At 57.4% G+C, this 12623-nt stretch carries 14 protein-coding genes; 12 read left to right on the forward strand and 2 right to left on the reverse strand.

Annotated features, from left to right (window positions below; all coding sequences use genetic code 11):
• Positions 1-203: 203 nt before the first annotated feature.
• From ytfQ to yjfF, 4 genes are all read left to right on the forward strand, one after another.
• The gene (ytfQ, locus tag AC22LX_RS19855; RefSeq protein ID WP_015704195.1) at positions 204-1160 is read left to right on the forward strand and encodes a galactofuranose ABC transporter, galactofuranose-binding protein YtfQ; all 957 of its coding nucleotides are present in this window, start codon (positions 204-206) and stop codon (positions 1158-1160) included.
• A gap of 103 nt (positions 1161-1263) precedes the next feature.
• On the forward strand, positions 1264-2766 hold the full coding sequence (gene ytfR, locus AC22LX_RS19860; protein WP_045394681.1) for a galactofuranose ABC transporter, ATP-binding protein YtfR: 1503 nt from the start codon (positions 1264-1266) through the stop codon (positions 2764-2766).
• Positions 2767-2776: 10 nt separating this feature from the next.
• Positions 2777-3802 (forward strand): galactofuranose ABC transporter, ATP-binding protein YtfT, encoded by a 1026-nt coding sequence (ytfT, locus tag AC22LX_RS19865; RefSeq protein WP_049059431.1) that lies wholly within the window; start codon positions 2777-2779, stop codon positions 3800-3802.
• Positions 3789-4787 (forward strand): galactofuranose ABC transporter, permease protein YjfF, encoded by a 999-nt coding sequence (gene yjfF, locus AC22LX_RS19870; protein WP_487334159.1) that lies wholly within the window; start codon positions 3789-3791, stop codon positions 4785-4787. Before ytfT ends, yjfF begins: the two co-directional genes overlap by 14 nt.
• A 42-nt stretch (positions 4788-4829) precedes the next feature.
• Here the strand turns inward: yjfF and fbp are convergent, their stop codons facing one another.
• Entirely contained in the window at positions 4830-5828 is a 999-nt protein-coding gene (gene fbp, locus AC22LX_RS19875) for a class 1 fructose-bisphosphatase (protein WP_015368583.1), read from the reverse strand.
• Positions 5829-6002: 174 nt separating this feature from the next.
• Between fbp and mpl the strand changes: the two genes are divergently transcribed.
• Positions 6003-7376 carry a UDP-N-acetylmuramate:L-alanyl-gamma-D-glutamyl-meso-diaminopimelate ligase gene (gene mpl / locus AC22LX_RS19880; protein WP_032709697.1) on the forward strand — a complete coding sequence of 458 codons (1374 nt, stop codon included), beginning with the start codon at positions 6003-6005 and terminating at the stop codon, positions 7374-7376.
• A 68-nt stretch (positions 7377-7444) separates the two neighbouring features.
• Positions 7445-7966, forward strand: coding sequence for a GNAT family N-acetyltransferase (locus AC22LX_RS19885; protein WP_487334160.1), 522 nt, complete (start codon positions 7445-7447; stop codon positions 7964-7966).
• 101 nt (positions 7967-8067) lie between these two features.
• Here the strand turns inward: AC22LX_RS19885 and yjgA are convergent, their stop codons facing one another.
• On the reverse strand, positions 8068-8619 hold the full coding sequence (yjgA, locus tag AC22LX_RS19890; RefSeq protein ID WP_015368580.1) for a ribosome biogenesis factor YjgA: 552 nt from the start codon (positions 8617-8619) through the stop codon (positions 8068-8070).
• 94 nt (positions 8620-8713) lie between these two features.
• Here yjgA and pmbA point away from each other — a divergent pair, with 94 nt between their 5' ends.
• The 6 genes from pmbA to AC22LX_RS19920 all read left to right on the forward strand — a co-directional run bounded on the left by pmbA (position 8714) and on the right by AC22LX_RS19920 (position 12618).
• Positions 8714-10066: a metalloprotease PmbA gene (gene pmbA, locus AC22LX_RS19895; RefSeq protein ID WP_045360325.1), complete on the forward strand. Its 1353-nt coding sequence runs from the start codon at positions 8714-8716 to the stop codon at positions 10064-10066.
• Between the two features lie 64 nt (positions 10067-10130).
• Positions 10131-10517 (forward strand): cytochrome b562, encoded by a 387-nt coding sequence (gene cybC, locus AC22LX_RS19900; RefSeq protein WP_015368578.1) that lies wholly within the window; start codon positions 10131-10133, stop codon positions 10515-10517.
• Positions 10518-10806: 289 nt separating this feature from the next.
• Complete coding sequence (locus AC22LX_RS19905; protein WP_015368577.1) at positions 10807-11145, forward strand: PRD domain-containing protein; 339 nt, start codon at positions 10807-10809, stop codon at positions 11143-11145.
• Between the two features lie 10 nt (positions 11146-11155).
• The gene (locus AC22LX_RS19910; RefSeq protein WP_015368576.1) at positions 11156-11518 is read left to right on the forward strand and encodes an SFCGS family glycine-rich protein; all 363 of its coding nucleotides are present in this window, start codon (positions 11156-11158) and stop codon (positions 11516-11518) included.
• Positions 11519-11520: 2 nt separating this feature from the next.
• Positions 11521-11820, forward strand: coding sequence for a DUF4312 family protein (locus AC22LX_RS19915; protein ID WP_015368575.1), 300 nt, complete (start codon positions 11521-11523; stop codon positions 11818-11820).
• A gap of 21 nt (positions 11821-11841) precedes the next feature.
• Complete coding sequence (locus tag AC22LX_RS19920) at positions 11842-12618, forward strand: DUF4311 domain-containing protein (protein ID WP_015368574.1); 777 nt, start codon at positions 11842-11844, stop codon at positions 12616-12618.
• Positions 12619-12623: the final 5 nt, after the last annotated feature.

Below are 12623 nucleotides of genomic sequence, written 5' to 3' on the forward strand. Positions count from 1 at the left end.
CAGAAGACAAATTTTCGCCATTGGCGCAGGCCATGCCGTTGGGCGGGAAGCCTTATCGCCGCTCAGCTCAGATAAATCGCAGTAATTAACATTTTATTTACTTTTTCGAAGTGTGATGTAACGCATTCAGTTACATAACGGATTGTCTATAGTTTGTTCGCAGGTGAGCATTTAACCAACAATAACCCTACGAGGATCATCTTATGTGGAAGCGCTTACTTCTTGTCACCGCGGTTTCGGCAGCTATGTCGTCTATGGCGATGGCCGCCAACCTGACCGTAGGATTTTCGCAGGTCGGCTCTGAATCGGGCTGGCGCGCGGCCGAAACGAATGTTGCTAAGGAAGAAGCGGCGAAGCGTGGCATCACTCTGAAGATTGCCGACGGTCAGCAAAAACAGGAAAACCAGATTAAAGCCGTGCGCTCGTTCATTGCCCAGGGCGTGGACGCGATCTTTATCGCGCCGGTGGTGGCGACCGGTTGGGAGCCGGTACTGAAAGAAGCGAAAGAGGCCAATATCCCGGTGTTCCTCCTCGACCGTTCGATCGACGTTAAAGATAAGTCGCTGTATATGACCACGGTCACCGCCAACAACGTGCTGGAAGGCCAACTGATTGGCGACTGGTTGGTGAAAACCGTCGATGGCAAGCCGTGTAACGTTGTGGAGCTCCAGGGCACCGTGGGCGCCAGCGTCGCTATCGATCGTAAGAAAGGCTTCGCCGAGGCGATTGCCAAAGCCCCCAACATCAAGATTATCCGCTCGCAGTCCGGCGACTTCACCCGCAGTAAGGGGAAAGAGGTGATGGAGAGCTTTATCAAAGCGGAGAATAACGGCAAGAACATCTGCATGGTCTACGCCCATAACGATGACATGGTCATTGGCGCGATCCAGGCCATTAAAGAGGCCGGGCTGAAGCCGGGCAAAGATATCCTCACCGGCTCTATCGACGGCGTGCCGGATATCTATAAAGCCATGATCGCCGGCGAGGCGAATGCCAGCGTCGAGCTGACGCCGAATATGGCCGGTCCGGCGTTTGATGCGCTGGAAAAATACAAAAAAGACGGCACCCTGCCTGAGAAGCTGACCATTACCAAATCAACTCTTTATCTGCCGGATACGGCAAAAGAAGAGTTAGAGAAGAAGAAAAATATGGGTTACTAAGCCTTCATGAAAATGCCGGGGGCACTACGCTTGCCCGGCCTACATTTCGCTCTTTTGTAGGCCGGATAAGCGCAGCGCCATCCGGCGTGATGCAGGGGGAACCATGACCAGCGACCAACACCAGGAGATCCTTCGTACCGAAGGACTCAGCAAATTCTTCCCCGGCGTGAAGGCGCTGGATAATGTCAATTTCAGCCTGCGGCGTGGCGAAATCATGGCCCTGCTGGGCGAAAACGGCGCCGGAAAATCGACGCTGATTAAAGCGCTCACCGGCGTGTACCATGCCGAACGCGGAGCGATTTGGCTGGAAGGCCAGCAAATTTCGCCGAAAAACACCGCCCACGCTCAGCAGTTGGGTATCGGTACCGTTTACCAGGAAGTTAACCTGCTGCCGAATATGTCGGTGGCGGATAATTTGTTTATTGGTCGCGAGCCGAAGCGTTTTGGCCTGCTGCGGCGCAAAGAGATGGAAAAGCGCGCCACCGCGCTGATGGCCTCTTACGGCTTCTCGCTCGACGTGCGCGAACCGCTAAACCGTTTTTCGGTGGCGATGCAGCAAATCGTCGCTATCTGCCGGGCCATCGACCTGTCGGCGAAAGTACTAATCCTCGATGAACCGACCGCCAGCCTCGACACTCAGGAAGTGGAAATGCTGTTCACCCTGATGCGCCAGCTGCGCGATAACGGCGTTAGCCTGATTTTCGTGACCCATTTTCTCGACCAGGTCTATGCCGTCAGCGACCGTATTACCGTGCTGCGCAACGGCAGCTTCGTCGGCTGTCGGGAGACCCGCGAGCTGCCGCAAATCGAACTGGTCAAAATGATGCTGGGGCGCGAGCTGGACCATCAGGCGCTGCAGCGCGCCGGGCGCACGCTGCTCAGCGATAAGCCGGTGGCGGCGTTTGAAGATTTTGGCAAGAAGGGCACGATTGCGCCGTTTACTCTGCAGGTGCGGCCGGGCGAGATCGTCGGCCTGGCCGGGCTGTTGGGATCCGGTCGCACTGAAACGGCGGAGGTCATCTTCGGCATCAAGCCCGCCGACAGCGGTAAAGCGTGGATCAAGGGCAAGCCGCAAACGCTGCGCTCGCCGCATCAGGCCTCCTGCCTCGGCATTGGCTTCTGCCCGGAAGACCGCAAAACCGACGGCATCATCGCCGCTGCTTCGGTGCGGGAAAATATTGTGCTGGCGCTACAGGCGCAGCGCGGCTGGCTGCGGCCGATCCCGCGCCGTGAACAGCATGAGATTGCCGAACGCTTTATTCGCCAGTTAGGTATCAGGACGCCCAGCGCCGAACAGCCAATCGAATTTCTCTCCGGCGGCAACCAGCAGAAGGTATTGCTGTCGCGCTGGCTGCTGACCAAACCCCAGTTCTTGATCCTCGATGAGCCGACACGCGGTATCGACGTCGGCGCCCACGCCGAGATTATTCGTCTGATAGAAACCCTCTGCGCCGATGGCCTGGCGCTACTGGTTATCTCCTCGGAGCTTGAAGAACTGGTGGGCTACGCCGACCGGGTGATTATCATGCGCGATCGCCAGCAGGTAGCGGAAATCCCGCTCGCCGAGCTATCGGTCCCGGCGATCATGAACGCGATTGCGGCATAAGGAGCCCAGCATGATGCCCAGAACTGTTTCACAAAGCGGACAGCCAAAACGGCGCTTTAGCTGGCCGAAAGGAATGCCGCAAATTATCGCGCTATTGCTGGTACTGGCGGTGGATAGCCTGGTGGCGCCGCATTTCTTCCAGATTCTGCTGCAGGATGGGCGGCTGTTCGGCAGCCCGATTGACATTCTCAACCGCGCGGCGCCGGTGGCGCTGCTGGCGATTGGTATGACGCTGGTCATCGCCACCGGCGGCATCGATCTGTCGGTCGGCGCGGTGATGGCCATCGCCGGGGCGACCGCCGCCTCGATGACCGTCGCCGGGCACAGCCTGCCGGTAGTGCTGCTCGCCGCGTTAGGCGCAGGCGCGCTGGCCGGCCTGTGGAACGGCATTCTGGTGGCCGTGCTGAAGATCCAGCCCTTCGTGGCCACGCTTATCCTGATGGTTGCCGGGCGCGGCGTCGCGCAGTTGATTACCTCCGGGCAGATAGTCACCTTTGATTCGCCGGCGCTTTCCTGGATTGGCAGCGGCTCGCTATTGCTGCTGCCGACGCCGGTGATTATCGCCGTCGCAACGCTGCTGCTGTTCTGGCTGTTTACCCGCCGGACCGCGCTCGGCATGTTTATTGAAGCGGTGGGGATTAATATCCGCGCGGCGAAAAATGCCGGGGTGAACACCCGCATCGTGGTGATGCTGGCCTATGTACTAAGCGGCATCTGCGCGGCGATAGCCGGCATTATCGTGGCGGCGGATATCCGCGGCGCCGACGCCAACAACGCCGGATTATGGCTGGAGCTGGACGCCATTCTGGCGGTAGTGATCGGCGGCGGTTCGCTAATGGGCGGGCGCTTCAATCTGCTGCTGTCGGTTGTGGGGGCGTTGATTATCCAGGGGATGAACACCGGGATTTTACTCTCCGGTTTCCCGCCGGAGCTTAACCAGGTGGTGAAAGCGGTGGTGGTGCTGTGCGTACTGATCGTTCAGTCGCCGCGCTTTATCGGTCTACTGAAAGGAGTACGCGGCCGTGATAAAACGTAATTTACCTTTGATGATTACCCTCGCGGTATTCGTGCTGGGCTATCTCTACTGCCTGACCCAGTTTCCGGGGTTTGCGTCGACGCGGGTGATTTGCAATATCCTGACCGATAACGCTTTCCTTGGCATTATCGCCGTCGGCATGACCTTCGTGATCCTCAGCGGCGGTATCGATCTGTCGGTCGGGTCGGTGATTGCCTTCACCGGCGTGTTTCTCGCCAAAGCGATCGGCTTTTGGGGGATCTCGCCGCTGCTGGCCTTTCCGCTGGTACTGGCCATGGGCTGCGCCTTTGGCGCGTTTATGGGATTGCTGATCGATGCGCTGAAGATCCCGGCATTTATCATCACCCTCGCCGGTATGTTTTTCCTGCGCGGCGTGAGCTATCTGGTCTCGGAAGAGTCGATTCCTATTAACCATCCGCTGTATGACACTCTGTCCGGGCTGGCGTGGACCATCCCCGGCGGCGGCCGCCTGAGCGCGATGGGGCTGCTGATGCTGGTGGTGGTGGTGCTGGGCATTTTCCTCGCCCACCGTACCCGCTTTGGCAATCAGGTTTATGCTATCGGCGGCAACGCCACGTCGGCCAATTTGATGGGCATTTCCACGCGTAGCACCACTATTCGCATCTATATGCTGTCGACCGGCCTGGCGACGCTTGCCGGAATCGTCTTCTCTATCTACACCCAGGCGGGCTACGCGCTGGCGGGCGTCGGCGTGGAGCTGGACGCTATCGCCTCGGTGGTGATAGGCGGCACGCTGCTGAGCGGCGGCGTCGGAACGGTGCTGGGGACGCTGTTCGGCGTGGCGATTCAGGGGCTTATTCAGACCTACATCAACTTTGACGGTACGCTCAGTTCATGGTGGACGAAGATTGCCATCGGTATCCTGCTGTTTATCTTCATTGCGCTGCAGCGCGGGCTGACGGTGCTTTGGGAAAATCGCCAGAATGCGGCGGTGACTCGCGTGGGTGGGGCGGTGAATCGCTGACAGGGAGCTCCCTTCCCGCAAGGCGGGAAGGGAAGGCAGAAATTAAGCGTCCGGGAACTCTTTAATGAAGTTCTCGACGTCTTCTACCATGTGGTCGTTGCCGACAAAGAACGAACGGCGCTGGTGCAGGCTTTCCGGGATGATATCGAGAATACGCTCTTTACCATCGCTGGCTTTGCCGCCCGCCTGTTCCGCCAGCATCGCCATCGGGTTGCATTCGTACAGTAAACGCAGTTTCCCTTGCGGGTGGCTGGCGGTGCTCGGATACAGGTAGATGCCGCCTTTCAGCAGGTTACGGTGGAAGTCGGCCACCAGAGAACCGATATAGCGCGAGGTGTACGGGCGCTGGGTCTCTTTATCTTCTTCCTGACAGTACTTGATGTACTTCTTCACGCCCATCGGGAACTTGATATAGTTACCTTCGTTGATGGAGTAGGTTTTGCCTTTCTCCGGGAAGCGCATCCGCTCCTGGCTCAGGCAGAAGACGCCGAGTGACGGGTCGTAGGTAAAGGCGTGCACGCCGCAGCCGGTGGTGTAGACCAGCATGGTGGAGGAGCCGTAAACCACATAACCCGCGGCAACCTGTTTGTTACCCGGCTGCAGGAAGTCTTCTTCGGTGACCGGCGTACCGACCGGCGTGACGCGGCGGTAGATAGAGAAGATAGTCCCCACGGAGACGTTAACGTCAATGTTGGAGGAGCCATCCAGCGGATCCATCAGCACAACGTATTTGGCGTGTTCGCACCCTTCGAAGACCACGATTTCATCTTCTTCTTCCGAGGCGATACCGGCGACGATATCACGTGCGCGCAGTGCAGCTTTTAATTTTTCATTCGCGAACAGGTCCAGCTTCTGCTGAACTTCACCCTGAACGTTTTCCGCACCGCTGGCACCCAGGATATCGACCAGACCGGCCTTATTGATATCGCGGTGGATGATCTTGGCGCCCAGTTTTATTGCCGACAACAAAGCAGTCAGCTCACCGGTAGCGTGGGAGAACTCGTGCTGCTTTTCGACAATAAATTCACCTAACGTTTTCATAACTCGTTCCCTGCATTTTTATGTTGAGTAAAACGAACGCAACAATCTTAACAAATAATAAAAAAACTGCGCACAGGTGAATCGCGCCAGCAAATGCAGATTTGCCTGAAATGCATTTCTCAGGGGGCATACATATGGGTAAAATGCGGGTCAGATTAATGAGGGAAGTAACGAATGCGCATTCATATTTTAGGAATCTGTGGCACGTTTATGGGGGGGCTGGCAATGCTGGCACGTTCCCTCGGGCATCAAGTAACCGGCTCGGATGCTAACGTTTATCCGCCAATGAGCACCCTGCTGGAAAATCAGGGTATCGATCTGATTCAGGGCTACGACGCCAGCCAACTGGACCCGCAGCCGGATCTGGTGATTATCGGTAACGCCATGACCCGCGGTAATCCGTGCGTCGAAGCGGTGCTGGAAAACAACATTCCGTACATGTCCGGCCCGCAGTGGCTGCACGACTTCGTCCTGCGCGACCGCTGGGTGCTGGCCGTTGCCGGTACCCACGGTAAAACCACCACCGCCGGCATGGCGACATGGATCCTCGAAGCCTGCGGCTATAAGCCGGGCTTCGTTATCGGCGGCGTACCGGGGAACTTCGATGTTTCCGCACGCCTGGGCGACAGCCCGTTCTTCGTGATTGAAGCCGACGAATATGACTGCGCCTTCTTCGACAAGCGTTCCAAGTTCGTTCACTACTGCCCGCGCACGCTGATCCTCAATAACCTTGAGTTTGACCACGCGGATATCTTTGACGACCTGAAAGCGATTCAGAAACAGTTCCACCACCTGGTGCGCATCGTGCCGGGCAAAGGCAAGATTATTCTGCCGGAGAGCGACATCAACCTGAAGCAGGTGATGGCGATGGGCTGCTGGAGCGAACAGGAGCTGGTGGGCGAGCAGGGGCACTGGCAGGCGAAGAAACTCAACGCCGATGCCTCGCAGTGGGAAGTCCTGCTCGACGGCGAAAAGGTCGGCGAGGTGAACTGGGCGCTGGTTGGCGAGCATAATATGCACAACGGCCTGATGGCGATTGCCGCGGCGCGTCATGTCGGCGTGGTGCCGGCGGATGCCGCTAACGCGCTGGGCAGCTTTATCAACGCCCGCCGCCGCCTTGAGCTGCGCGGCGAAGCCAACGGCGTGACCGTCTACGACGATTTTGCCCACCATCCGACGGCCATTCTCGCGACGCTGCAGGCGCTGCGCGGCAAAGTCGGCGGCACCGCGCGTATTCTGGCGGTGCTGGAGCCACGTTCCAACACCATGAAAATGGGCGTCTGTAAAGACGATCTGGCGCCGTCTCTCGGCCGCGCCGATGAAGTCTTCCTGCTGCAGCCGCAGCATATCCCGTGGCAGGTGGCGGAAGTGGCGGAAGCCTGCGTACAGCCGGCGCACTGGAGCGCCGACGTTGATACGCTGGTGGATATGATCGTGAAAACCGCGCATCCGGGCGACCATATTCTGGTGATGAGCAATGGCGGTTTCGGCGGCATTCATCAGAAGCTGCTGGATAAACTGGCGCAAAAAGCGGCCGCGGCAGAGTAAGCGCGAACGCCTCCGGTTACTGCCCTCCGCGTGAGGGCAGTTTTGTTTTCGCCACCAGGGATTGTCTGATGCTGACCTGTGAAAAAGTCATTTCTACCGACTCGCCCCATTTCGCCGCGCTTGACGCGCTGTACGCCCGTGCCTTTCCGTGGCACGAACAGCGCGAAAGCGACGCCAAACTTCAGGCGTTGAGCAACCCGCACTATGCGCTGGAAGCGTGGTTTGATAACGGGGTATTTATTGGCCTGAGCGGCTGCTGGCAGTTTGCCGGTTATAGCTATATCGAACATCTGGCGATTGACGACACCCTGCGTTCGCGCGGCTATGGCAAACAGCTGCTGGCGCAGATCCTGACGCGCGCGCCGCTGACTATTCTGGAAATCGATCCGCTCACCAGCGAAATCGCCCATAAACGGCTGCGCTTTTACCAGTCGATGGGATTCCATGCCAATGCCTGGGCGCACCGCCATCCAACCTATCATCAAGGGATCGACGATCATGAACTGCTGGTGTTGAGCTATCCGCAGCCGATCGATGTGGCGCGGTATCAGCAGTTTGCCAGCGATTTAGGGCACGAGGTCATGAGGTAAGGTTTGCGATGCGCTGACCGGAGCTAGCCACCGGATACCGATTCGTAGCCCGGATAAGGCGCAACGCGCCGCCATCCGGGAGATGGCGGTTAGCGTGGGAACTAGCCTTCGTTCTCGGCCAGTTCGCGCAGATACTGGAAGATCAGGCGCGCGGATTTCGGCGGCTTGTTGCCTTCTTTCTCTTTTTTGGCATTGCGGATCAGTGAGCGCAGCTGCTGACGATCAGCGTCTGGCCACAGGTTCAATACCTCTACGACCGCATCATCGCCATTATCAATCAGGCGATCGCGGATTTGTTCCAGCTTATGGAACAGCGCCACCTGCTGGTTGTGACGGTTCTTCAGCTTATCCAGCGCCTGGCGAATCGGATCGACGTCGCGATTACGCAGCATTTTACCAATCAGCTGCAGCTGGCGGCGGCGGCCTTCTTTCTTGATACGCTGGGCGAGTTCAATGGCGTCGCGCAGGTCGGTATCGAGCGGCAGCTTATCCAGCGCGTTCTTACCGAGGTCTACCATTTCCGCGCCAAGACGCTTCAGTTCTTCCGCGTCGCGCTTAATTTCACTCTTGCTGACCCAGATAATTTCATCATCTTCATCTTCAACGTCATCACCGGGCACGTCGTCGAGCCAGTCTTCGGGCTGCTTTGTCATCTCAGGCTCCTTAAAAAAGAGGCTAATGTTACCAGTTAAGGCGCGCACTGAAAAACGGTTCTCTGTTAGACTTCAGTTAACTCCTTCTTACATTATGGCATTAGCAATGAAAGTCATCTCTCAGGTTGCACAGCAGCGTAAGACGCTGGAAGAAGCCGTTAGTACGGCACTGGAACTGGCGGCAGGCAAATCCGACGGTGCGGAAGTCTCCGTCAGCAAGACCACCGGCATCGGCGTCAGCACCCGCTACGGTGAGGTGGAGAATGTTGAATTCAATAGCGACGGCGCGCTTGGCATCACCGTTTATCATCAAAATCGTAAAGGCAGCGCCTCTTCGACCGACCTGAGCCCGGACGCTATCGCGCGTACCGTGCAGGCGGCGCTGGATATCGCGCGTTACACTTCGCCGGACCCGTTTGCCGGCGTGGCGGATAAAGAACTGCTGGCCTTTGACGCCCCGGATCTGGACCTGTTCCATCCGGCGGAGGTCTCCCCCGATGAAGCCATCGAGCTGGCCGCCCGCGCCGAGCAGGCCGCCCTGCAGGCCGACAAACGCATTACCAATACCGAAGGCGGCAGCTTCAACAGCCACTATGGAATTAAAGTGTTCGGTAACAGCTATGGCATGCTCCAGAGCTACTGTTCGACTCGCCACTCGCTCTCCAGCTGCGTGATTGCCGAAGAAAACGGCGATATGGAACGCGACTACGCCTACACCATTGGCCGCGCCCTTGGCGATTTACAGACCCCGGAGTGGGTCGGCAACGAATGCGCCCGCCGCACCTTGTCGCGCCTGGCGCCGCGTAAGCTGTCGACGATGAAAGCGCCGGTTATCTTCGCCAACGAAGTCGCGACCGGGCTGTTTGGCCATCTGGTCGGGGCGATTGCCGGCGGCGCGGTCTACCGTAAATCGACCTTCCTGCTCGACTCCCTCGGCAAACAGATCCTGCCGGAGTGGCTGACCATCGAAGAACATCCGCATCTGCTGAAGGGGCTGGCTTCCACGCCGTTCGACAGCGAAGGCGTGCGCACCGAACGTCGCGACATCATCAAAGACGGCGTGCTGACCCAGTGGTTACTGACCAACTATTCCGCGCGCAAGCTGGGTATGAAAAGCACCGGCCACGCCGGCGGCATCCATAACTGGCGCATCAACGGCCGCGGCCTGAGTTTTGCAAAGATGCTTAAAGAGATGGGCACCGGGCTTGTGGTCACCGAATTGATGGGGCAGGGTGTCAGTGGCGTGACCGGCGACTACTCGCGCGGCGCATCCGGTTTCTGGGTAGAAAACGGCGAGATTCAGTATCCGGTTAGTGAGATCACCATCGCCGGAAATCTGAAAGAAATGTGGCGTAATATTGTCACCGTCGGCGACGATATCGAAACGCGCAGCAATATTCAGTGTGGTTCCGTGCTGCTGCCGGAGATGAAAATCGCCGGTCAATGACCTGTGTGCCGGGCGCGTCCTGCCGCGCCCGCTTGATATCTTCATAATAAAAAGGAAGTGAGCAATGCGTAAAAAACTGTTAGCGATGCTGGCCGTCTCTGCTTTTGCGCTCGGTTCGGCATCGGCGTTTGCCGACCTTGGCGAAGACATGGACACCCTTGCGGAAAATCTGCAGGTGGTACAGAAAACCTCAGACATTGGCGAGTTGAAAGCGGCGCTGAATAAGATGCGTACTGCTGCGGTTGACGCGCAGAAAGAGACGCCGCCAAAACTGGAAGGCAAAGCGGCCGATAGCCCGGAGATGAAAGATTTCCGCCACGGTCTGGAAACGCTGGTCGGCCAGATCGACGGCGCGCTGAAGTTAGCTGACGCCGGTAAGCTGAAAGAGGCGCAGGCCGCCGCGGAGGACTTCAAAACTACCCGCAATACCTACCATAAGAAGTATCGCTAATCGCCGTTTTCGGGAGGCGTCAGCCGATGTCTCCCGCCTAAAAGCCTACCCGCATCACATTTTTCCCTTTTCTTTTTCCGGTTTTTCCATCGTCGTTTTCCGCTAAACCTCGCGCATTGTTGTGATGAGCATCACGCCATATCGCCTGTTTTTACATTTATCCGGTGAATATGTGGAGTCGATCACCTAAGCCTTCTCCCTTTCCACTTCGAAGTGGAAAACAACTCGCTACAAACTCCTGACCCCCGGCGCTACTTTGGATTCCAGAGACATCAGCGGGGTAACACAAGTGAATAACGGAGCGGTAATAAACGACGTAGGGGAGCAGGCGGCGCAGACCGAACGCCTGGCTGACAAGATGTTACAGCAGGTATTCGCCCTGTTAAGCCGTCACGACATCGTCCCTAACGACGTTCAGGAGCAAATGCTGACTTCCCACGTGCGGGCCATGGCCCACCGGTCAATCAGTGGCGAACCGCTACCGGAAGTGGATGCCAGTCTGTTCGAAGAAATTTCTGAAGATTCAATGATGCTGGCCCGCGAAGTGGTCGCGCAGTTCGGCAACCTGCCTGATGAAGAGGCTTGGTTGCTGTCCGTCCACTTCGAAGTCGCAAAAGAAAACCTGTAAGGAGCAAAACATGGAACAAATCACCGTAGTTATTGGCGACCGTCTGGGTAAAGGACAAAAAGTCGCGGCAGGCGCAGAAAAAGCCGGCGCACGTGCAGTGGTCGTCCCTGGCGTTGCTGCCGATATGAAACTTGGCGACATGATGAAAGCGGAAAACGCCTCTTTCGGCATCTCCTTCTGCGGCAGCGGCGGCGCAGGCGCTATCACCGCGCAGACCAAGTACGGCTACAAAGCAAAATACGGCATGCGTTCTATTGAAGAGGGCGTCACCGCCATCAACGAAGGTTGCAACGTGCTGGGCTTCGGCTTCATGGATAAAGAAGAGCTGGGCGAGCGCCTGGTTGAAGCCTGGAAAAAGAAATACGGCGCATAAGTATGAAAGAGCAATTCACCACCACGGTGAGGGTTGCAGGCAAAGGCGAAAGCAAATCACGGGCCTTCGCCGATGCCCTTAACCATGTGCAGGCTGCGGTGATGAAATCATCATCGCGCATCCTACTGCGTATTGAGCCACAGGACGTGACGGTTGTTCATGCGCGCGAAGCGGTACGAAAAGAGGCGTTTCTGTTCATCTTTTTGCGCCGTGAACGACGGACCTACAGCGTGGAGCTGGACGTCACCGTCAACGTGACCGCCATCGATCTCGATAAAGTGGATTTCGTCACGCAAACCTGATTGTTACCAAAGGGTCAGACTATGTTCCTGATAATTTTAATAAAATCGCTCATCATCGGCGGCCTGGTCGGCGTCGGCGTGGGCGCCGGAGCGGCACGCATGTTTCACGCGCCCACCACGCAAGGGATGGGGGCGTTTCGTACCTTGGGCGAGCTGAATTCCTGCGAAGGCGATCCGGCTTCTCACTTCTCTTTTGGCCTCGGCTTCTTCTTTAACGCCTGGGCCTCTTCCGTTGCAGCAGGCTCCTTCACCCAGGACGTTGACCACCGCATTATCCCGAACTGGGGTGCGGCGGCGCTGATGGTGAAAAATCGTAACGTTGGCGAAACGCTACACGATCCGAAAAAAATGGCCATTGCCTGCGGCATCATCGGCATGATCGTCGTCGCCTTCCTTAACCTGACCGCCTCTTCCGTGCCGGAAGCGCTGCAGGTCACCGCCGTTAAGGTACTGGTTCCGGCGGCAAACCTGCTGGTGAATACCGTGATGCCGGTGATTTTCTGGCTGGCGGCTATCGATGCCGGTAAGAAATCAGGCTTCTGGGCGACGATTTTCGGCGGCGCGGCGCAGCTGATTATGGGTAACGCCGTACCGGGTCTGGTACTGGGGATCCTGATCGGTAAAGGCGTAGAAGAGAGCGGCTGGAACCGGGTAACCAAAGTGATGATGATCGCCATTGTCGCGCTGTTCGTCCTCAGCGGCTTCTTCCGCGGCTTCGACATGAAGATGCTCGAATCCTTCCATCTGACCGTGCCGAACTGGCTGGACATGATCCACAACTCACTCAGCGGCAAGTAACGGGA

It is taken from the genome of Klebsiella sp. PK01 (assembly GCF_057624675.1).